This window comes from Chitinophaga sp. 10T418, assembly GCF_056394125.1.
The window spans coordinates 52767-76544 of sequence record NZ_JBFTHG010000011.1 but is presented as its reverse complement, the minus strand read 5'-3'; the positions used below and the strand labels follow the sequence as shown (position 1 = coordinate 76544).

Here is a 23778-nt window from a genome sequence, read left to right as displayed (position 1 = left end):
GTACTATTAATAAATGAATTAAATTAATCGTTGTTGCTGCAGCACATTTACCCATTTCAGGTATCCTTCACCAGACAGATGTAAACCATCATAAGTATAACGGGCATCCAGCTGTCCACTGCCATCCAGCAGGGCATCGTATACATTCACAAAATGAATGTGCATGCCTGCTGCCATTTCACGGATACCGGCATTCAGTGTTTTTATCTGCTCATTGGTACCGGTATAATACTGCCGGCCTATCAGCTGATTGTTGATCGGGAATACACTCTGCACATAAATGCGGGTAGCCGGTGACTGTGTTTGTACAGCAGCAATAATGCGGCGATACGTTTGTACAATCGCTGCTGCGGGCATCTGCTTATTGATATCGTTGGTGCCGACCAGTATAAATAAGCGGGCCGGCCGATGCCGGATCACCTCATCTACCCTGGCCAGCAGGCCATTGGTATTGTCGCCCGCAATGCCCCTGTTCAGGATGTTGGCTTTGCCCAGGAACTCTGACCAGTCGCCCCACTGCGTAATACTGTCTCCAAAAAAAATCACAGGCTTCTTCGCCACCGGTAACTGCTTGAAATAGGCCGTCCGGCTGTCATACAAATAATTATGATAGCTGGAATCCTGTGCCAACAGCTGCGACATCGCACATATTAGCAGCATAGGTAAGATGGTTGATATCTTCTTCATATAATTTATGTTTTCCAATACCACTGCCGGTGGCTACACCACGCGGCAATAGCAGCTACTATTCCGGTAAATAAAAAGCCCCTTACTACACCCAGCCAGACCGATTGTCCCATACTTTCAAAAAGAGACAGCCCACCCGTCAGATGCAGCAATGGCAATAACAAGAGGTTGCCCGCTACGTACGCCACCATGGGATTACGGCCGGTCAGCGACAGGCCATGAATGATGACATTTCCTGCCTTACTGTACTGTAATGAATAAAAAATGATTAGTACCAGGAATGCAAGACCGGTAGTAACAAAGTAATAGCTAAACGTGGCCGGATCTTTCTTAATGCCTCCTTCAAATGACTCAAAGCATAGGCCAAGGACAACAAGATAAGCACCTGCTTTTAAAAAAAGAGGCAACCCGGGAAATTGTTGCGCAGTTGTTTTTTTTAATGCCGCGTAACAGCCGCACAAACCAATGATGGTAGCAAAAATATTAATGGTGGTATGTCTGCTAAATAACAAACAAACATTACACACCAACACCGCCGCTGCGCACCAGGCAGCCAGTCGCAGGTATTTTATATCCTGCTTCCCCGGCGTTTCCCCGATACCGCCGTATTGCAACATCCAATCGCCCGCCAGCGTACCCGGCAGCAGGATAAACAAATACTTTAAAAAACCAGGCTGATACATCCAGGGCCATGGCGACCATGACAACAACGTATGACACCAGTTACCCGGTTGCGTACCACTCAGGTAAATCCCCATCAGCAGAGGAAGTAAAGCGATACGCAGTAACGGGTTATTTTTTGTAAAATACCACCACAAAGTGCCTGCAAGGGATACATTGGCCAGGATCAGTATAATGATGTCACTATTGTATAATGAAAACCCGCTGCCGCTTTCAAACGGCAAAGTATATAGCAGCACAACAGTAATCCCGAGCGCGATTCCTTTCAACACCTGCCACCACAGCGTTTTCGATGCCGGCGCATAAAACAGTACAAACAGTAATGCGAAAGCCAGCAACGGCAATATATATTCCAGCAAGCCTGGTTGCCGGCTCAAACCCGCCACCGTCATCTGCCGCGTAAACAGCGCAAAAAATACCAGGAGGATATATCGTTTCACCGTCATTTCTAAAATGTCCGGGAAGCCGGTGCCATCCTTTATTTTCCTTTTCAGGGAGAAGGGAATCGCCGCACCCATACTGAATAAAAAGAAAGGGAACACGAGGTCTACCCAACTGATACCCGGCAATGCAGGCATAAAGGCATGTGTGGGCGGTGGCTCCTGCGCATGATACATCCATGCCGGCAGTATGCCAAAGGCGATACTACCGGCTAATACCATGGCAAAAATGGCCAGTCCCCTCAATGCATCCAGACTTTGATTACGCTGTTTCATATGCTTACGGCTGTAACCCTGCTTTTACTTCATCCCACAATGGTTGCTGTAATTTGTTATACTGCGGTGCATACAGGTGCACCAGGTCAAAAATCATCACACCGGATGTTTGAGACAAAATCATTTTAATGGCTCTCCGGATATCTGACTTACTTTTCCAGTTGGTGTTACCCGCATCAATGCTGCCTACCAGCGGCACCTTGCCCTGGGTAACATATCGACCACCTCTCAGTGATCCTTCCAGGCTCCACCAGTTGTACGTTAAATTAGCCGTAGCCGGATCATCTGCCAGCAACAACTGTGAAAAATAGTTTCCCGTCATCAGCAGCCCCAGCTCTTCTGCATAGCCATAATCTTTTGTTTGCGGATACGCCCAGTCCATGCGGATCTTTTGATCATTAAACGGATCGTATTGCTGACTGGCCCAGTTTACACCTACCGGGTAGTAATCGCCATACCAGCCACCTACATAAGAACCGAACAAGGCATCTGCACGGGCACCCTTCACTGCAGCATGTGCTTTTTTCACAAAGTTGTAGATCACGCTCATGCGATAAGCCAGCCAGCGCTTGTAGTACTTACCGGTCACCGCTGGCATCGTTTGACCACTTTCTGTTTTCCAGGAGCTTACAATATCTGCCGGGAAGTTGAGGAAATTGGCATTCTGATCATTGAACACATCCTTCAGGTATTGTACAAACTGTGTTTTACTGTAGTCTGAAAAATCCGCATCGATGTTCGCATAGCGGCCATAGTCGAGGATCACGCCATCCACTGCATATTTAGTAACAATCTCTTTCAGGATATTGATAATACGATCCTGTACTTCCGGGTAAGCAGGATTTACGAATCCATTTCTGCCTGTTTCAGTGATAGGTACGCGTTTGCCACTTACATCGCATACGATAGACTGGTACTTATTTTTAAAGGTAGCGTCTTCATATACCGCACCTGTTTTATTATCATAGTCACCTTCCACAAACGTCATCACAGAGGCATATACCTTCAGCTTTCTTTCCTTTGCAGTTTTCACCATAAAGTCGAGGTAGTCCACATTCGGCGGCAGTGATTTGCCATTATGGCTGGTTACCTTGCTGGTATAGGCACTTTGGAAGACGGTATGGCCGGAGGACTCTTTTACATCTACCACCAAAGCAGTGATGCCGATTTGCTGTAAGGTGTCGAGGGTTTTGCGGATAGCTGCCGTATCATTAAAACGACCATAGGTGCCGAATACATTTGCATTCAGGTCTATCCACACAATCGCTTCTTTTTTACCGGTGGGGATAGCAATAGTATCAACACCATCACCCGGATCTACCGGCGGGGCATCATTATTTTTTTTGCATCCTGCAGCTAGTATCAGCAGGCATAATGCAGACAGTATTCTTGATTTTATCATGACGAATTATTTTAAAACGCGGGCAACCGGCAATGATCACCGGTTACCCGTGCAAGGATCATTAATAAGTAGTCAGTTCATATCCCACAATGCCCACGTTGGTCAGCACCATGTAGATGTAGGCACTGCTGCGGTCCGCAGAAAAGGTCACACACAGATCACCTGTACCGTTGCCATTATCTGCCGCTCCGTTGATCACTTCAGAGTTGAAAACATTAAAGGCGCCATAGGCCGGATTGTTGGGCGACATGCTGACCGCTGCAGGATCCGTCACATCGAATAACGCGATGTTACCACCATTCAAACTCCAGGAAGTGTATTTCAGGATAGCGAAATAGTTAGCGCCGTTGAACCGGAAATACAGGGAAGGAGCATGGAAGATGTTACCCGCAGCATCGTCATTGAAAGCAGCTGTACGCACATTGGTACCACCATTGACCATGGCTATTTCACTGCCGTAGTTAAGGAAGTAAGTACCACTGAATGATACCGCCGTAGGTACGGCATCGGCCAGGTAGCCAAAGCTGCCGGAGCCGGAAGCATAGGTAGAAATGATCGGCGCGGCATTTACATCCGGGGCGTTGGCCGCATTCACTATTTTACCATCGCGGATGCGCCATTTATATACATCATTGGTGAGTGATGCAGTAGCATAAATCACGGCGTCTTTATTGAGATCTCCGTATATGCGTACCCGTCTGCCCAAACCACCCCATGCAATGGTGTTGGTCCATTCCAGGATTTTTTCCGGTGCTGCATCGGTGGCACTTTGCCAGCGGTATAACTGGAACTTGTCACCACTTGCCGCGAAAGTAGCGCCCAGCAAAGCACCGGTACTATCGTTCTGCATCTGGAAAGAATAATAATTGCCCGCAGGTAACGGCATATCCCGTACGTAGTTGCCGGTAGTGCGATTGAACAGGCGTAGCTTGGATGGATTGGTATTGCTGACAATCACCAGGAGATCCCCACTTACCGCCATACTGGTTTCGGTGTAGTTGGTACTGATACCGCCGCCACCGGAAGCAGCGCCCAGCTTAATAAATAACTTACGCGTGATGCCTATGCCATACGGTTTCTTCACCGGCGCCATTACTTTCAGCGTGTATTGTTTCACCAGCCCGTCTATACTCTTTACCGTGAAAGGCTTATCTGTGGATAGGTCCAGCGTAGTGCCGGCAGCAACAGAAGTAGTAGAATGACTATTTACAGCTACCGTTACTTTTACTTTGCTCACATCGGTGCCAGGGATAATGTAAAAAATAACATCGTTATCTTTTACCACGGCGTCCATTGTTGTTGCTGCCCCATCCAGTAAATAGTTAATGGTAGCGCCTTTCACACTTACATCGCCTACTTTTCTGGCTACCACTACTACCGATCTTTTAACGCCGGTACCGCCTTTAATTTCCAGCTTTACCGGTTTGGACAAATCTATGGGTGTACCTAAAGCCGGTGTGATCACCGCATCCAGAGGAATATTGGCGCGGAGTACCAATTTGGTAATATCGGTTTCGTTATCCGATTCTACCGGATAAAAATAAGGAACATCAATATAAGCCGTGTCTTTGGCGGCACTGTAAACAGGATCAAAGCGGGCGTCTTTTACACCGGGTAATCCTACCCAGATATCCTGCAGATTATTATCTTCCTTTGGGAAGATAGGCTCTGGCTGCCGGCAACCGGCAAAGGCAATGCCTAACCCCAGTATGATAAATATATTGCGCATGTATAAGCTCATTTATGGTGATGCATAGTTGTTACCAACCCTGAATTTGTTTCATAGCAGGATTCTTGATGATCTCGTCCTGCGTGATAGGCATGTAATAGAAGGCAGTAGGAAAATAACGGTTTTCCTTATCGCAGTCTACTTCTGTATAATCAAAACCGTTGGCATTCGCGGTTACTTTATGACCATGGAAACGCACATTGTTTAACACGATATGCGCTTTACGCCAGCGGCGCAGGTCCCAGTAACGGTGTCCTTCAAAGGCCAGTTCCACTTTGCGTTCGTGCTCAATGGCGGTCATCATGGCTTCCGGCGTAGCAGCCGCTGTACCTGGCAAATGTACCCTGCCACGTACTTTATCCAGCGATATTTTCGCTTCGGGAATGCGGTTCAGTTTTGTGAGTGCTTCTGCATGAATGAGCAATATTTCTGCATATCGCATTTCTATCCATGGCTGGTTACTGCCCTGCACGAGGATGTCCTTATTAGTTTCATCAAGCATTTTGCGCACGTAATAACCGGTCACTGTTTTACGTGGATCGGTGGCGACTTTAAAATCGATGTAGCCTTCTTTTTCATCATCCGGTGTAGTGTTGATGGTTCTGCCTTTCCAGGGAGCGCCATTGTATAAGATGGTAGCGTAGAAGCGTGGCTCACGGTTGGTGTAGGGATTGGCGGCCATATCTGCTTCAGACCAGGAAAATTTCCGGCCATCTGCCATTTCATATTCATTCACCAGTTCTGCGGTAGGTACGCCGGTAACACCGCCACCGTCTACATCTGCAGGCGGACAAAAAAAGTAGTCCAACTGATGGGTAACGCCGGGGCGTTGATAGTAAAGCGCAAATATGGCTTCCTTGCTGTTGGCGTTGGTAAACAATTTACCGTAATCTGCCTCCAGGTCGTAGATACCAGATGTAATCACGGCTGCTGCCGCATCTGCTGCATGCTGGTAGTATTCCGTTTTTTTGGAAGCAGGTACGCCGGTGAGTGCATCTTTGTTGAATTGTTTGTTGTCGTACTCCGCTACAGAAGCAGCGTATAGCCATGCCCGTGCCAGCAATCCATAAGCAGCGCCCTGGGTGGCCCGTCCTTTTTGTGCGGCTGGTCGTTCTTTAGGCAGATGCTCTGCGGCAAAGCGGAGGTCACTGGCAATAAAATTCCATACCTCGTCTTCGCTGCTGCGGGCCATGCTTTTATCGGCAGGCAGTTTATCCAGGATGATCACGCTGCCATTGATGCGGGCCAGCCAGAAATAAGAGTAGGCGCGGATATAGCGTGCTTCTGCTTCGTACTGTACTTTTTGTTCTGCTGTAATTTTCGCATACAACTGCATCCCGTTCAGGAATTCGTTGATACGGCGAATGTTAGTGTAAGCCGCATCCCAGAAGGAAATACCCGGAGCGGTGGCATTCACCTGCCCCGGATTATAAGCCAACTTGTTCACTGTTCCGTTGCCGGTAGTATTGGAGGTATATTTTTCGAGATCTGTAAGTGCATCAGTCGCATTGCTGTAGCCGATAGGAAACTGACCGAAAGAAAATGTTTTGAACTGATCGTACATGCCGTACATGTAGAGGTCTACGCTACTGGCATTTTTCCAGATTGCGGCATCGGTATAGCGGTCGCCGGGTATACCATCCAGCTTACAGGCCTGCATCCCCGTTGCCATTATCAACAACAGCAGCAAAGCCTTTCTTATATTTGAACAAAATGTTGTCATAAGTAATTTCTTTTCCGTTTAGAAAGTAAGGTTAGCGCCGAAAGACATCATCTGCTGCTGTGGATAAAACCCGTTGTTGACATTCGGTAATTCCGGATCCATGTACTTCAGGTGATCCAGTGTAATGAGGTTGAATCCTGCCAGGTAGAAGCGGCATTTTTCAATGTTCAGCTGCTTCAACACAGACATGGGTACGGTCACGCCTATCTGTGCGGATTTCAACCGTACATAGGCGCCGTTCTTTACCCACTGCGAATTGGCCCAACCATTGTGATTCGGGAAACCTGCTCTGTCGGCCGTTAAACGGGGATAGCTCGCATTGGGATTGTCTGGTGTCCAGGCTTGTTCCACCAGGTAATAAGGACTGTTGCCGGCGCCATAAAACGGACGGGTAAAAGGTGTATTATCATTTACACCATAAGTACCGGAAGAACCTTCATACTCTCCACCCAGGGATACATCCACAAGAGAAGCACCCTGTATCAGTGCAGAAAAATCAAAGATGCCATAACGCAGCTCCAGGTTCAGGCCATACATGATTTGTGGCGTGTTACTACGACCCATGTAGGTGATATCGTCTGTGGTGATCTTACCATCTCCATTGACGTCTTTATACTTGATAAAGCCGGGAGCAGCGCCACCACTGGGAGAAGTAGCCCAGTTGTTCACTTCGTCCCAGTTCTGGAACAAGCCTTCTGAGATAAAGCCTTTCTTTTCACCGATACTTCTGCCCGGTGTTCTTTGCCATGCCGGCCAGCCATCGGGATCATTTTTTACCAGGATCTTATTACGGGACCAGTTGAAATTACCGGTAATGCCGTAATCCAGTTTGCTGTTTACTTTATGACGATGTGTAATCTGCAGGTCGAGTCCACGTACATTGGCCATTCCGCGGTTAACTACCTGGTAGTAGTAGCCACCCATAGAGGGAGGAAATAAATTGCCCTGTACATCAAGAATATCCTTAGTGATTTTGTAGAAGTAATCAGCGGTCACGGACCATGCACCGTTAAACAGACTTACATCCGCACCTACGTTGGTGGTGTAAGCGTTTTCCCATTTGAGGTTTACGTTGGGGATACTGCCGGAATAAATACCGGATACCGATTTATCTCCGATCACCACCACGGGCTTGTCTGACAGTGAAAAAGTCTGCAGGTACTGATAGTTACCAAACCCTCTGTCGTTACCGGTTTTACCGTAAGATCCTCTCAGTTTCAGGAAATCTACTTTCTCTTTCAAACCTGCAAAAAAATGTTCTTCGCTCATCACCCATCCTGCGGAAACAGCGGGGAAAAAGCCCCAGCGATTATAGGTAGGAAAGTATACAGAACCATCGTAGCGGGATACCAGTTCCAGCAGGTAGCGGTTTTTGTAGGCGTAGTTGAGTCGCGTTACCAGCCCGGAACGCGCACTGGTGCCGCTGTTTCCGGTAGGTTGTACAATGTATTTATTGTCCTGGTCACGGAAATCAATTTCTTTCAGTTCTGTTAATGCCAGGTTGCTGCCACCGGCAGAAAAGCTGTTGTTGTCCGTCTGCGAATATTCATATAAAGCCAGTGCTTTAATACTATGATTACCGATTTCGGTGCTATAGTTAATGCTTGGCTGGAAAGTCTGTCGTGCGTTATTTCCCTGCGATTGGCGCACGGTATTTACATTGATACCGGGCGGCAGGGAAGAATTCCAGTAGAAGCCACCGCTGCTTTGTTCCCTTACCATAAGGGTATAGGGCGCTGTCCAGCTTTTGAATTCCTGGAAAGATTTATCGTAGGCGGTCATCAGTTTCAGGTCCAGTCCTTTTACATAAGGTACATGCATCGTGAAAGTCATGGCGCCCTGGAAGGTGCTGGTAACGTAGCGTTGCCAACCGGATTGATCGATCACTGCCATCGGATTTACGATACCGGAGTTGGAGCGTGTAGCCGTTGGCGTGCCATCGATGGTGGCGGGAATATTTGGCAGTGCTCTTACTGCCTGGTAGAAGGGGTTCATGTATTCGCCATCATCTGCCGGGATACCGGTGCTGTTGCGTGTTTCCTGGCGAGCGCCAAGATCAAAGGCCACAGAAAATGTTTTACTGATGGTGGCATCTACGTTTGTTCTTACGTTGAACCTTTTATAATCAGATCCTTTTACTACGCCTTCCTGGTTAAGATAGCTGACGTTGGAAAAATAGCGGACCTTTTCGGTACCACCTTTCAGGCTAACGCTGTGATGTTGTGACATTGTTTTTCTGCCGGTGAGCATGCCGGTCCAGTCGGTGTTACCGAGGTAAGGATTTTTGTTGGTGCCATTACGCAGTGCGGCGATTTGTGCATCAGAGTAGGTGTAAGGAATAGGATCACCACCAGTAGCAGTGAGATAATCATTATCCATCTGCTCTCCCTTTTTGAACCAGTACATATAATCAGGACCGTTCAGGAATTTAGGAAAGCGGGTGAAAGCGGTGCGGGTAAATTCGCCGTCGTAGGATACTATGGGTTTACCGGCAGCACCTCTTTTGGTGGTGACGAGAATCACGCCGTTGGCTCCCTGCACCCCGTAGGTAGCTGCTGCTGCCGCATCTTTCAGGAGGGTGATGGTTTCCACTTCTGCCGGATCGAGATTACCGAAAGAACGTTGCACCCCATCTACAATCACCATGGGTGCATTGTTGTTGTAAGTACTTTGTCCGCGGATGAGCAGGGTGGCGTCATCAAAACCGGGGCGGCCGGAAGTTTGGGTAGCGACCAATCCCGGGAGACGACCTGCCAGCGCATTGGTGAGATTCATAGCCGGTACTTTTTTCAATTCCGCTGAAGATATCTGCGCCACGCTGCCGGTGAGGGAAGCTTTCTTTTGTGTGCCATAACCTACTACCATTACCTCATTCAGCTCTTTTGCATTTTCTTTCAGGATTGCATTGAAGGGCTGACCAGGCGTAACGGTGATGGTGATGGCAGAAAAGCCGGTCATGGATACCTGCAGCGTGAGTGGTGTGTTGCCGGTTGCAGGCAGACTAAAGCTACCGTCTGCATTAGACACCATTCCATTTTTGGTACCTTTTACCAGGATGGTAGCACCTGGAAGTGCATTCCCTTTTTCATCCCTGATGGTACCTTTTACAGTTTGCTGTTGCGCTACCGCCAACAGCTGCTGCATGATCAGGGCGATCATCAGCAGAGAGGTGCGCCACATCAGCACATTTAGATTTGGTTTGCGTTTACTCATAACTTTCAATTTACAGGAAGGATAAAAAATAAGCTATTAGCTTTTAGCGGTTAGCTTTTAGATTTTAACGAATGGATTTTAGCGGTTTTCTTTTAGCGTATCTAAAACCTATCCGCTAAAATCCATTCGTTAAAATCTAAAAGCTAACCGCTAATAGCTAAAAGCTAAAAGTGGTATATACCTGGTACAGGGCGCGGGGTACGTGGAAGCAGCCTTTCCATTTACCGCCTTTGAGAGGCAGTAAAATTTCGCCTTGCCGGTTCAGATATCCGAACCATTCTCCATGTTCCGGATCGCGGAAATGTTTCCAGGTATAGTCGTGTACTTTTTTAAACCAGGCGGCGCAGCGTTGGTCGCCGGTATAGGCATAGCCTTTGGCTAAAGCGATGAGTGCTTCTACGTGCACCCACCATAATTTCTGGTCCCATTCCAATTGTTGCGGAGGATGACCAAGGATATCCTTAAAATAAAGGATGCCGCCGAATTCCTTGTCCCATCCGTATTCCAGGGTATTGAGCATAATATCACAGGCTTTGCGCAGCAGAGTGGGATTATTCACTCTTTTGGCGAGGTCCATGATAAACCACATGGCTTCAATACCATGACCGGGATTGACGAGGCGGCCCTCGAAGCTGTCGGAGAAAGTACCGTTGGCATATACATTTTCCACGATCAGTTTTTTATCCGGCTGATAGAATACCTCCATTACTTCGTGGAGGACGGTGGGAATAAATTCAGCTACGCGGTTGGCGCCAAGCAGGTGTTCCATTTCGAGCGACAGGTTACAGAGTATCATCGGTAAGCTGAAGCCTTTGAGGGGGCGGGTGCCGGGGTATGCCTTATTATAGATGCCTTTCCAGTTATCCTGCCGGTGGAGGATATTTTCGAAAGTGGTAATGGCGATTTCCTTAAAACGATCGCTGGGAGCAGCTTTGTCGAGTGCGGCAAATCCCATGGCGGCGAAACAGTCGCTGAAGATATTATAGGCCTGTACTAATGGTTTACCTTGTTCATTGAGGGAGAAGTACCAGTTGCCTTTTTCATCGCGACCATATTTCTCCATGAATGCGGCGCCGTGTAAGGCCATGTCGAGCCATTCCTGGCGGGGGGCTATTTTATTGAACATATGGCTGAAGCACCATACTTCCCTGCCCTGCAGCCACATAAATTTATCGGTATCGAATATACTGCCGTCTCTGTTCAGGCAGGTATAAAATCCGCCGTGCTTTTCGTCTTTGCTGAAGTTGACCCAGAAGKGCAAGATGTTATCGAGTAGTTCTTCTTTATACAAACCGGCATAGTATGTTCTATTCAATTCGCTTGTTGTGTCTCCCCATCCTTGTTGCTGATCGGCTACTTTTGGTTGCATTCTTTTTAAATTATTTTATTTACAGAGGACAATTTATTATTATTTTAATTACAAAGCAATACTTCGTAAATATTTTTATTATTAAATCGAATTTCACGACAACTTGGTTAACTTTATTAATTATATACTACTTTTAAAGAAAATATCACATTTATTGCATGACAACCCAGGAAAGCATATTTGAAATCTTTTCAGAAGAGAACTTAGCCGGCGTAGCTTATAAGAATAAATCCCTCAAGAGATCCATCATTGACCATCTTGATCAGTCGGGCAACAGTACCATCACTGATCTGACCATCGCCCTGAACATCAGTGTTCCCAAAACCACCAGTCTTATTAATGAACTGATGACAGATGGCATCGTAAAGGACTACGGCAAGGACGACTCCAAAGGAGGGCGCCGGGCCAGCATGTATGGACTGGTAGCGGAATGCGGGTTCTTCATCGGGGTGGATATCAAGAACTTTTATGTAAACCTGGGACTGCTGGACTTCAAGAAAGAACTGGTCACCTCAGAGATGCATATCCCTTTTACCCTGGCCAATACCCCCGAATCATTTAAAGACCTGATCACCATTATCCTCCATTTTGTAGATAATGTATCGGTAGATAAGAAAAAGATCTTCGCCGCCTGTCTCAATCTCTCCGGACGTATCAACAGCGAGAAAGGCTATAGCTACAGCTATTTCCATTTTAACGAAGAACCACTCAGCCAGATCGTGGAACATGCGATTGGCATCAAAACCTTTGTGGAAAACGATTCCAGGGCCATGGCCTATGGGGAGTTTTACAACGGCACCGTGCACGATGAAAAGAATGTATTATTTCTGAACCTGGACTATGGCATCGGTTTGGGTATTATGATAGATGGAAAGATTTATCGTGGTAAATCCGGCTTCAGTGGCGAGTTTGGGCATATCCCTATCTTCTCCAATGAAATCATTTGCCATTGCGGCAAGAAGGGGTGTCTGGAAACAGAAGCCTCCGGACAGGCGCTGATCCGCATGTTCCAGGAAAGGATTGAGCAGGGACATACCTCTTCCTTACTCAGAGATAAAAAGATGCCGGAGAACCTGCGCGTATCGGACATCATACAGGCTACACTCCACGAAGATACACTGTGTATAGAGCTCATCGCGGAACTGGGCGAAAAAATAGGCAGGGGCATCTCCGTACTCATCAACCTGTTCAACCCCGAACTGGTGATCATAGGCGGCATCCTGGCCGATACCAGCGACTATATCCGGCTGCCGATCCGTAGTGCACTCAATAAATATTCTTTAAGCCTGGTAAATAATGATACCCAGTTAAGAATGTCTAAACTGCATGAAAAGGCCGGTATCATTGGCGGTTGCCTGATTGCCAGGCATAACCTGCTTGCTTTTAATAAATAATTACATCAACGGTGATTATTTTTTAAAATATTTTATTAAGTTTGTTTCGATTAATAATAATATTAACTATTCATCGAACAAACCACGCATGTTTAAAACGAGTATATCCGCCAACGGAAAAAGGGTACTGTTAGTAAGTTATGCCATCGCAACGGGCTGCTTCGCCCAGGCACAGGGTATTTCCACCGCATTGAACCAGGTCATTAAAAACACCCCGCAGGGACATGCCCTGCAGGTACCCGGCCTGCTCAGCGAGCAGCTCCCGTTATTAAACTACCAGAAAATAGTGCTGCCGGGTCCGCAATTCCTCATTTCTGATGACCCGGAATATATTCGTGTACCCGAGGGCGTAGCCCTGAGAGAACCGGTGCAACCCGGATCTGTAAGACTATACCTCTATAATGTAAACGGTGTACAGGAGCCACAAAAAATGGAGCGCAAAATAGCCGCGGTAATAAAAAATACCGGGAGCCAACCTATGCATATCCGTATGTTGAAATACTCCTCACAAAAACCAACGACTAACTACTTCTTCGCAGGTAAACAGGGACTGGCAGATTTTTTTGCATCCACCCCTGAAACCTTTGCCCGTGAAATAAAACCCGGCGCCGCTATTTGCCTGGATCCCAAACAGGATAAGGCTGTAGTGAAATACGATGAACTGGTCCATGGCTTCTACGAATTTGTGATTGACCAACCCGGAGAAATCAGCATTGTACAAACCGATCTGAAAACACCCGCTGCTGTGGCTGCCGCCCGCGTGAAAACAACGTTAAGCACCAAACAATATGCAGGTGCGGGTCGCGGCACCTATGGCATCTGCAACTACCGCATCATCGCAAAAGATACGCTGGATACTAAAAATGGCCTGGCACAAATACTGGTAGCAGATGGTGAAAAAGATCCCTGGGTAATCGGCAAAGAAGCCACTACCGGGGAACTGAAAAGCCTGGATGGCAACTATGGCATTCTCTATAATATAGAACTGTCGTGGAAAAGCAGCGACGGTAAAGCCCTGGCGCTGATGACCTGGAACCCTCGTGGTGATAATGGCCAGTGGTGTGGTGGCATGGCCAATACCATGGTGGTTAGTGGTGGCAAATTCAAAGAAGGGATTATACAGTTACCGAACAATCAACTGGTGACCACCAAAGCGCCGGAAGCAATCCTGGTGCAAATCTTTACCCCACCTGCAGATGGCAGTGTACAAAAAATTCATTTTACATATTCTCCTCCGGGTGCTTCCTGTTTACCTACACCGCTCGTGCTGGTTCCGGTAGACCTGAAATAATTGTCACTATTCACAATAGCAAGGCGCCCTTCATAGGGCGCCTTTTTTATTTTTTCATAATGATACTGCATCCGGATACGGTACTGTTTTCTTCGTGTCTTTATAAACAGGTAACTGTCCACCGCGTTGTTTCAATTGTTGGGTGAGCAGCTTTGCCAGCTCTCTGGTTTTATCCGGGTAGCGGGCAGACACGTCATTGGCTTCATAGATATCTGCCTGCAGGTCGTATAGTTCCAGTCGCTGGTACTTCTCAAAATAAATCAGCTTCCACTTGCCCTGGCGAATGGCGGTGCACCAGGAATTATCAGTACCTAGGTTACCACCGGTCCAGTCGTTGGGGTAATTCCAGATCAACGCACGGCGGTCATCCCGCAGTTCCGGTTGTTTCAGGTATGGCACAATGCTTCGCCCGTCGAGGGTTTGCACGGTCTTATACTTTTTCACACCGGCCCATTCCAGGATGGTAGGATAAAAATCTTCCATGATCATATACTGTGTATTCACGGTACCTGGTTGTGTAACGCCATTCCAGCGTACAATCATCGGTTCTCTGACGCCCCCTTCATACAGGGACCCCTTACCACCCCGCAACGGGTAGTTCTGGGTGTTGTCATTGCCTTGTCTGGGTGGATGTGAAAAGCCTCCGTTATCAGACATAAAGACAATGATGGTATTTTCCGTGAGATGATGTTGATCCAGGTAATCCATCAGTTCCCCGAGACTCTGGTCCATTCCTTCCACCAGCGCCGCATAAGCGGCCTCCGGTTTAGGTAGTCCCATATCGAGGTAGCGTTGAATGAAGCGGTCATCTACGTTGTAAGGCAAGTGTACCGCGTAATGTGCCATGTATAAAAAGAAGGGCTGCTTTTTTAACTGTGCAGTATCCATGGCCAACATAGCTTCCTGGGTGAGGTCTTCTGTCAGGAAAGATTTCTTCTTCCGGTATTTCTCCAGGTTCGGCATTTCTGCCTGCAGGATGAAGCGGCCCGGTACACGGCCAAAGTCATCTTCCGCCAGGTACGATGCGGGATGGCCGGCAGCGCTGCCGCCTACATTTTTTACAAAGCCCAGGTTCAGCGGATCGGCACCAATGGTTTGGTACGCCCCGAAATGCGCTTTACCACATTGAATGGTATAGTAGCCATGGTCCTTCAACACCTGGGGTAACGGGGTAGCATATACGCTTTTTTCCTGGTTGGGCAAAGGGGAGATGCCATTTACATTCCAGTCCGGAATATCCAGCAGACTGTCTTTCCCATCCACAGCCTTGTTTTTCATGGAGGTCCAGTTAGTCACCCGGTGCCTTGCTACGTTCATACCGGTGAGGAAGCTTACCCGGGAGGGCGTGCAAACGGACGCGGCATAGGCGTTGGTAAATTTAGTACCTGCTTTGCAAAGGCGTTCCATATTGGGTGTACGGAATTTCCGGTTAGCAGGTGTAATGCTGTCCCAGAAAGGAACGGAGGTATCCTGCCAGCCCATGTCATCTACCAGGAAGAAGATGATGTTGGGTGACTTTTGCGTTTGGCTTTGTACGGAGAAGTGTATGCTGAAGAGCAAACAACCACAGAGATATAACTTTTTCATTGTTTTATATGTTCATTGTACTATCTTCTAAATGTATAAAATCTTTCCACATGATAATTAACCATTTGGATCACCTGGTATTAACTGTAAAAAATATTGACACTACCTGTAAGTTTTATGAAAAGATATTAGGCATGGAAGTGATCACGTTTGGTGATGCGCGAAAAGCCTTGCGGTTTGGGCATCAGAAAATCAATCTGCATGAAAAAGGAAAAGAGATAGATCCTAAAGCAACATCGCCTACGATGGGATCTGCAGATCTTTGTTTCATTGCAGATACTGCAGTGGAAGAAATATTACAAGAGCTACTTGATAACAATATAAAAATACTGGAAGGCGGAATAGTAGCAAGGACGGGGGCTACAGGCAATATCCGTTCTGTTTACTTTCGTGATCCTGATGGGAACCTATTAGAGGTGAGTAACTATGATGTTAAATAAAAGAGAAAGTTTAATATTGTTTTTCTGCTTAAAACAATATATTTTTATGTCGTTAATGAAAAAATAACCTGTTGTGTTGCCTGATTATCACCAGTAACAACCAGAACCTGGGAACAACAAAATTATATTACTGTACTTTTTGCTTGTAGAAATATTGGTTTTTTCATTTTTTGCTTATAAAAATTTTTTGCTTTTAGAGATTAAATTTTGCTTGAGAATCTATTTAATCCACAGAAATCTGACAAAATGTAAACCAAAGGACTATTGTTATATACCCGCCACTGCGTGTGTTTTATAATTATATTTTCCAGAAAAAATTACATAAAATAACCGGTTAATTTTCCGGCAGGGGAATACTATGTTTGTAATGTAGCCAACTTACAACCTGGTCCGTACAAATCACACTAAACTGTTTAGCTGATTTATCTTCTCATGCGCTGCAATGCCGTTTTTTAATCATTATTGGTCATCGAAAAATGACCAAACGATATGTTCATGTCTAAACCAAAATGAAATATGATAGCGACCTGTATCTATGTCTGTTGTATTCAATTAGCTGGAGATTCATTTAATTAACATTACCAACGGAAGAGACACGGCGTCCCAATTTTTTTTACATAACAAACCCAATTTAAACCGTATGAAAAAAGGTTTACTACTATGGCTGTTGCTAGCCATCGGTATGGTGCATGCTTTTGCCCAAACCCGAACAATTAAAGGTAAAGTAACGGATGCCCAGGATGGCGCTCCGTTACCTGGTGTATCTGTAAGCATTAAAGGCTCCAAGGTAGGAGCAGTATCTACTATTGATGGAACATTTTCCATACAGGTAGATGCTGCAGCCTCATTGATCTTTTCTTTTGTAGGCTATGAAGCAAAAGAAGAAAAAGTGGGCACCCGCCAGGCGATCAACGTTACCTTGAACGCCAGCAACAAAGTGCTGAACGAAGTAATAGTAACCGGATACGGCGAATTAAAAAGAAAAGATGTGACATCTTCTGTAACAGCAGTATCTGGTGCGCTCATTAACGACCGCCCAAGTACCAGCTTTGACCAGGCTTTATCAGGAAGAGCAGCTGGTGTGAACATCACCACTGGTTCCGGTGTGCTGGGTGATGGCGTAAATATCAGGATCCGTGGTGTGAACTCTATCAGCAACAGTAATCAGCCATTGATTATTATGGATGGTATTCCGATGAATACCAATACTAACTTAAACGTATTCAACAGTGGTAACGGTACCCGTTACAACCCGTTGGCTGATATCAATCCGAATGATATTGAATCAGTAGACGTACTGAAAGATGCGGCCGCTACTGCCTTATATGGCTCCAGAGCTGCTGCAGGGGTTATCGTCATTACTACCAAAAGAGGTAAAGCCGGTGCTATCTCTGTTAACTACAATGGTTATGTAGGCTGGTCCCAAGCCGCCAGGTTGCCTAAAGTACTGAATGGTGATGATTTCAACATTATTCAGAATGAAAAAGCTGCCAACTCAACACCTGCAGGCAGAACCCCGGTTCCTATTGCAAAAGATATCGACATCAACGGCGATGGCAAACCAGACAGAACTGACTGGATGAAAGTAGCATTTCAGACAGGTATCATACAAAGCCACCAGTTATCACTTTCCGGCGGAACCGACAAAGCGAGATTTTATGCTTCCGGTGAATATTCCGATCAGAAAGGTGTGGTTATAACCAACCGTTTACGCAGAGGTGGTATGCGTATGAACCTGGATGTAACGCCTAAAAAATGGCTGAAATCAGGTATCTCTCTGTACGCTTCCAAATCAATGAATAACGGGGTATTATCTGATACCTACCTGGCCGGTGCTACCACTTCCGCTTATTCTGCCATGCCTAACGTTCCGGCGTATGATAAGAATGGTGATTTTTACATAAAAGGCAACGGGGATCTGGGAGATGGCGCCAATACCATTACTACCGCTAACAGGCTTAACCGTTTCTTCAATCCACTTTCCAGCGTGTACTATGGTAGAAATGATAATACCTCTACCCGTGTTTTATCTTCTGCCTATGTAGAAGTAGAACCTATTCCTGGCTTAAAAGTAACTTCCCGTTTCAGCGTGGATTTCATCCAGAACTTTGAAGATCAGTACAGTGGCCCTAAACAGGCTGGTAATGGTATTAGTTTGAATGGACTGGTACAGGAAAACCTGTTAAGACAAAACCAATGGAACTGGTCTAACTATGCTACCTATACGAAGAGTTTCAATAATATCCATTTCATCAATGCAATGGTAGGTATCGAATCTCAGTTCTCACAAAGGAAAGTACTGTATACCGGACAGGGTAACCTGGCAGATTCTTATTTTAAAGAAATCTATGATGGTTTATATGCTGGTACCGACAACAGTTTTACCGGTGGTAATAATGTTGCCAACGCCTTTGATTCTTACTTTGGTAAGATCGGCTATAACTATGGTTCCAAATATTATTTCGATGCAACACTGAGAGCAGATGCTTACTCAGACTTTGGTCCTAACAACCGCCGTGGTTATTTCCCTGGTGCTTCCGTTGGATGGAGAATATCAGAAGAAGGTTTCTTTAAAGATAACATCTCCTTTATCAGCGACATGAAACTGCGCGCCAGCTATGGTATCGTAGGTAACTCCAACATCAAGGCGTATGCTTACAGAACCTTATATGGTGGTGGTAGTTATGCAGACATCAACGGTTTCTCCCAGTTCCAGATCGGTGATCCGAACCTGAAATGGGAAACCTCTAAAAAACTGGATATCGGTATCGATGCGACCCTGCTGAAAAACAGGATCACTGTTACCGCTGATTATTTCCACAGTAACATCAATAACCTGATCCTGGATGCTCCTGTACTGGCTACTGCTGGTATTCCATGGGATCCAACCGGTATTGTTGGTTCTATCCTGACCACCAACGTTGGTGCGATGTGGAACAAAGGTATTGAGTTAACCCTTAACACCCGTAACATTGAAACCAAAGACTTTACCTGGTCTTCCAACCTGAATGTGACCTTTATCAAAAACAGGGTTACTGCTACTGCTGACGGATCTGACCTGGTAAAAGTTAACAACCGCGCCAGCGTAGGTAAAACACTCGGTGTATTCCGCCTGATCGAATGGGGTGGTGTGAATCCGGAAACTGGTTTCCCGATGTACTACAATAAGAACCATGAGTTGATCATGTACAACCCAACTCCGGGTGCTACCGACAAATGGACCAGCCCTGACGGCAAAACCAAAAAGACGCCGATTTCCTCCAGTGATGCACAATATCAAGACAAATCAGGTTATCCTACCTTCTTTGGTGGTTTGAACAATACCTTTACCTACAAAGGCATTGACCTGAGCATCTTCCTGCAATACAGTGGTGGTAACTATGTGTATAATGGTACCCGCGCAGCTTTAATGACTACTTTCTTTGGTAACAACCTGGAAGAAGTGAAAAACAGATGGACACCAGAAAACAAAAACACAGATGTTCCTAAGTTGTTCCTCGCTGATGCTACTATCACACAAGCATCTACCAGATGGCTGGAAAAAGGTGACTTCCTGAGAGCACGTGAAATCAGCCTGGGTTACACTTTCCCTGGCATCAAACAAAAACTGGGTGTAAGCACTTTACGCATATACGGACTGATACAGAATGCCTTCATCATCACCAAGTACAAAGGTTCTGATCCGGAAGTAAATACCAACCGTGACAGCAATATCAACTTTGGTGTAGATAACAGAGGTGTACCTATTCCAAGAATATACACACTGGGGTTAAATGTTGGATTCTAATTGTTAGTGATTTTAAAAAAGAGAATTATGAATTTTAAAAATAAATCGAACTTCACAACAAGGCTCAATAGCCGCCTGGCCATAGGCGCTGTAGCGCTGGCTTCTACGGTGATGTTTTCCTGCTCTAAAGTAAATGATCAGCAACCATACGCCAAACTGGATCCGAAAGATGCATTCAGCAACCCTGAGAGGATTGGTAAAGCAGCGGTGGGTATGTATGATGCATTGCAAAATCCGGAATTCCTCGGCGGCCGTGTATTGTTATATGCCGACCAGCGTGGTCTGGATGCAAACAGCTCCGGCTTTTTTACCAACCTGGGTACTTTTGACATGGTGTCCAGCAATGTATATGCTTTCAACTGCTGGTCCGGTGGTTACAGAACCATCAACGAGACCAACTTCTTTAGCATGAACCTGAAGGCAAACGAAAGTGTGGTAACACCAGAGGAAGCTGCAGGTTATTACGCAGAAGCAAAGTTCATCCGCGCGCTGTCTTATTTTTACCTGGTGAATACTTTCGCTCAAACGTATACCTTCGCTCCCGGCGCTACACAACCAGGTGTGCCACTGATACTTACAGCTCCAAAAGACGGTGCAGAAGCAACGGATCCGAGCAACAAAGTACCACGTAAACCTGTTAAGGACATATATGATCAGATGATCAAGGACCTGACGGAAGCTGCAGCTGTATTACCAGTATCTACCGGCGATGCTTTTGCAAACCATGCCAGGGCTACCAAAGGTGCCGCACATGCACTTCTTTCCCGTATCTATTTATACCAGGGTAACTGGGCTAAAGCCAGGGATTTTGCGGACAGTGTATTGTTATCTACCGCCGGATACGACCTGGATGCTACCCCTGCCACGGTTTTTTCTGCAGGTAACTACCAATCCTCCAAAGAGCGTATCTTTTCTGTAGCGATGAACTCCGGTGATAACCCCAATACCAATAACGCATTGGGTCAGCATTATGGTTCCGGTGGTCGCGCCGATGTTTCCATCAGCGCCGCGTATCGTAACTTACCGAACTTTAACTACCAAACGGATCTAAGAGGTAAACCGCTGTTTAGCTATAGCATCGACAAAGTTACCAAGGATACCATTGCCTTTTATACTACCAAATTCTTTGGCACCAGCACCTTCGATGCATGGGTACCTGTGATCCGCCTGGCAGAAGTAATGCTGATCAAAGCAGAAGCACTGGCCAGACTGAATACGGCTGCTCCTGATGCCGGCGCTGTTACCTTGCTGAATACCATCAGAACAAGGGCAAAAGCCAGCGTATTAGCTCCTGCCACCCAGGCAGAACTGATCACCAACATCCTCACAGAACGCCGCATAGAACTGGCTTTCGAAGGACATGGTGTGCTGGACTTCCAGAGAACACAACGTGATATTCCTGCTCATGGTAATGTTGGCATCCAGAAATGGAATGGTAACTATACGATCTTCCCACTGCCTTTCGCTGAAGTAGAACGTAATCCAAATATGGCACAGAACGAAGGTTATTAATACTGACTGACTTCTCCTTAAATAAAAGAATCCCGGCTGCAGATGTAGCCGGGATTTTCTTTGTTTATGAAATCTATCAGCGCTTACTTGAAAAATATCTTTCTCACAGCCTTGTTAAAGCGTTCCATGATATACACATTTCCTTCCCTGTCGATAAACAGGCTGCTGATATTGGAGAACGCCGCCTGATTCAGGGTGCCATCCACATATCCGCCTGAAGGAGGCGCAGTACCACCTTTCCAGCCTGCTACGGTAATCACCGCATCATCGGTGAGCATACGGATGGCATTATTATCTGCCACGTAAAACACACCCGCAACCCTATCGCTGACAATGCCCGTCAACCCGGAGAAACCGGCGGTCAGTAAAGGACCATCGTTGTAACCGTACTGAGAACCGGCATACGCTGTTTTATTCCCATCTGCCAGTTTAAATACCCTCGGATCATTGTCGTTGGTATAAAATACATTGCCCGCGTTATCGATGGCAATACTGCTGCCCGGTGTTTCATAACTGTTACGTGCAACGGCAGTGGCATTACCTGCTGCATCTATTTTCCATACGCCTCCATACTGCGCACCTACATACAAAACACCATTTTTATCAATCCCCAAACCAATGGGCGTGAAAGAAAATTTGGCCACCGTAGTGACTACGCCCGCCGGTGTAATTTTACGCATGGCTTTGGCAAACTGTTCTATCACGTACAGGTTATCCTGTGCATCAATAGCGATGGATGTTACAAAGTTGAACGACGCTGCTGTACCCGTGCCATTCGCATTACCAGATGACCCATTCACCTGTCCGGCAAACAGTGTCACCTTGCCATCAGGAGTTACTTTCTTCACCACATTCACATCTGTTACAAAGGCATTACCGCTCCTATCTACTGCTAATGCCGCCGGATACGCAAAATCCGGCGAGTTGGGTCCACCCGCTATCGTCATTACACCAGCACGTTTAAACACCGGACCTGTGGCAGCCAGACTACCTACTTTTACTTCCACGGTTCCGGTGCTGATACCAACGGGAACCACTACACGCAGTGTAGTATCAGTAGCAGCAGTTACAGGTAGCGTAATGCCGTTAAAGGTGACCAGGTTATCACCTGCATTGGTGCTGAAGCCCATTCCTTTCACGATTACTTCTGTACCTGCCAGCCCATTATCCGGGATCAGTTGCTTTACACCCAGCGACTGCTCCTTAAACAACGGACCATCTGCCTGCTGACCATTTACGGTCACCAGCATTTTCCCGCTGCCCGCACCTGCAGGCACTTTCACGCTCATTTGTTTATCGGCGGTAGTGGTGATTACTGCCGGCTGTCCGTTGAAGCTCACGCTTACTTCATCTGCCAGGCTGCTGAAATAATCGCCGGAAATATTGACCAGCACTCCTGCCGGCGCACTCAATGGAGTTACTATTTTGATAACAGGTTTAGGTACCACGGTGAATACATTACCAATGGTTTTCTGTCCGTTGATGCTCACCGCTACCGGGCCGGTAGCCACGCCTTCCGGCGCTGTTACCAACAGCTTACTATCTGTAGCACTTACCACGGTTGCTGGTTTACCATTAAAGGTTACGGTGTTGCCCGCAGCGGTGGCAAAGCCTTCCCCACTGATAGCTACCTGGGTACCTGCACCACCCTTCACCGGCTTGATAGCGCTGATGTTCTGGAACGTAAATTCAGGACCATTTACCGCTTTCCCATTCACCGTCACCGTTATTTTACCGGTACCTGCGCCTACCGGCACCGCTGCTACCAGCAAGGTGTCTGAAGCGCCGGTAATCAATGCCGCTTTACCGTTTACCGTTACGGTAGCCGGACCATCCAGACTGCTGAAGCCGGCACCATGGATCGCGATGTTCGTACCTGCGGGACCGTTAGACGGGCTCACCTGGTGTAAACTCAGTGCCTGGTAAGTATAAGTACCCAACTCCACTTTACGGTCACCGGCCTTTACAACCAGTGTACCGGTACTCCCCTGCTCCGGCGCCAGTACCATCAGGATGGAATCCCGGGCATCTACCACTTTTGCATCTGTACCATTGAAACTTACGGTAACATCCTTGTTAAGGCCCTGCCCCTGCAGGGTTACGATGGTACCAGCATTACCGCTGTTAGGCCAGAATGTTTTTACATTCAGGGCTACGGCATCGTTGTTATTGTTTTTCCTGCAGGCAGCTAACAGTATACAGCAAACTGCCAGCAGCGATAAATATTTTCTCATGTTGCTTGTATTA

General features: G+C 46.6%; 14 protein-coding genes. 5 read left to right on the top strand and 9 right to left on the bottom strand.

Annotation, left to right across the window (positions count from 1 at the left end; all coding sequences use genetic code 11):
* Positions 1-18 precede the first annotated feature (18 nt).
* From AC1DCV_RS26995 to AC1DCV_RS26965, 7 genes are all read right to left on the bottom strand, one after another.
* Positions 19-687, bottom strand: a complete 669-nt coding sequence (locus AC1DCV_RS26995; protein WP_477026098.1) for a GDSL-type esterase/lipase family protein — start codon at positions 685-687, stop codon at positions 19-21.
* 5 nt (positions 688-692) lie between these two features.
* On the bottom strand, positions 693-2084 hold the full coding sequence (locus AC1DCV_RS26990; protein WP_477026097.1) for a DUF5009 domain-containing protein: 1392 nt from the start codon (positions 2082-2084) through the stop codon (positions 693-695).
* 4 nt (positions 2085-2088) lie between these two features.
* The gene (locus AC1DCV_RS26985; RefSeq protein WP_477026096.1) at positions 2089-3486 is read right to left on the bottom strand and encodes a family 10 glycosylhydrolase; all 1398 of its coding nucleotides are present in this window, start codon (positions 3484-3486) and stop codon (positions 2089-2091) included.
* A 61-nt stretch (positions 3487-3547) separates the two neighbouring features.
* Entirely contained in the window at positions 3548-5215 is a 1668-nt protein-coding gene (locus AC1DCV_RS26980) for a DUF5018 domain-containing protein (RefSeq protein ID WP_477026095.1), read from the bottom strand.
* Positions 5216-5246: 31 nt separating this feature from the next.
* Complete coding sequence (locus AC1DCV_RS26975; protein ID WP_477026094.1) at positions 5247-6938, bottom strand: RagB/SusD family nutrient uptake outer membrane protein; 1692 nt, start codon at positions 6936-6938, stop codon at positions 5247-5249.
* Between the two features lie 18 nt (positions 6939-6956).
* The gene (locus AC1DCV_RS26970; protein ID WP_477026093.1) at positions 6957-10151 is read right to left on the bottom strand and encodes a SusC/RagA family TonB-linked outer membrane protein; all 3195 of its coding nucleotides are present in this window, start codon (positions 10149-10151) and stop codon (positions 6957-6959) included.
* Positions 10152-10308: 157 nt separating this feature from the next.
* Positions 10309-11520, bottom strand: a complete 1212-nt coding sequence (locus AC1DCV_RS26965; protein ID WP_477026092.1) for a n-acyl-d-glucosamine 2-epimerase — start codon at positions 11518-11520, stop codon at positions 10309-10311.
* 158 nt (positions 11521-11678) lie between these two features.
* Here AC1DCV_RS26965 and AC1DCV_RS26960 point away from each other — a divergent pair, with 158 nt between their 5' ends.
* Both AC1DCV_RS26960 and AC1DCV_RS26955 read left to right on the top strand, forming a co-directional pair.
* Positions 11679-12914, top strand: a complete 1236-nt coding sequence (locus tag AC1DCV_RS26960) for an ROK family protein (protein ID WP_477026091.1) — start codon at positions 11679-11681, stop codon at positions 12912-12914.
* Positions 12915-13002: 88 nt separating this feature from the next.
* The gene (locus tag AC1DCV_RS26955) at positions 13003-14205 is read left to right on the top strand and encodes a copper amine oxidase (protein WP_477026090.1); all 1203 of its coding nucleotides are present in this window, start codon (positions 13003-13005) and stop codon (positions 14203-14205) included.
* Between the two features lie 54 nt (positions 14206-14259).
* On the opposite strand, the gene AC1DCV_RS26950 is transcribed toward AC1DCV_RS26955, so the two are convergent.
* Positions 14260-15792, bottom strand: a complete 1533-nt coding sequence (locus AC1DCV_RS26950) for a sulfatase (protein WP_477026089.1) — start codon at positions 15790-15792, stop codon at positions 14260-14262.
* A 50-nt stretch (positions 15793-15842) separates the two neighbouring features.
* On the opposite strand from AC1DCV_RS26950, the gene AC1DCV_RS26945 reads away from it, so the two are divergent.
* The 3 genes from AC1DCV_RS26945 to AC1DCV_RS26935 all read left to right on the top strand — a co-directional run bounded on the left by AC1DCV_RS26945 (position 15843) and on the right by AC1DCV_RS26935 (position 21531).
* Positions 15843-16232: a VOC family protein gene (locus AC1DCV_RS26945; RefSeq protein WP_477026088.1), complete on the top strand. Its 390-nt coding sequence runs from the start codon at positions 15843-15845 to the stop codon at positions 16230-16232.
* A gap of 640 nt (positions 16233-16872) precedes the next feature.
* Positions 16873-20019 (top strand): SusC/RagA family TonB-linked outer membrane protein, encoded by a 3147-nt coding sequence (locus tag AC1DCV_RS26940; protein WP_477026087.1) that lies wholly within the window; start codon positions 16873-16875, stop codon positions 20017-20019.
* Between the two features lie 27 nt (positions 20020-20046).
* Entirely contained in the window at positions 20047-21531 is a 1485-nt protein-coding gene (locus AC1DCV_RS26935; protein WP_477026086.1) for a RagB/SusD family nutrient uptake outer membrane protein, read from the top strand.
* Between the two features lie 83 nt (positions 21532-21614).
* Here AC1DCV_RS26935 and AC1DCV_RS26930 read toward each other — a convergent pair whose 3' ends face one another.
* Positions 21615-23765, bottom strand: coding sequence for an IPT/TIG domain-containing protein (locus tag AC1DCV_RS26930; RefSeq protein WP_477026085.1), 2151 nt, complete (start codon positions 23763-23765; stop codon positions 21615-21617).
* Positions 23766-23778: the final 13 nt, after the last annotated feature.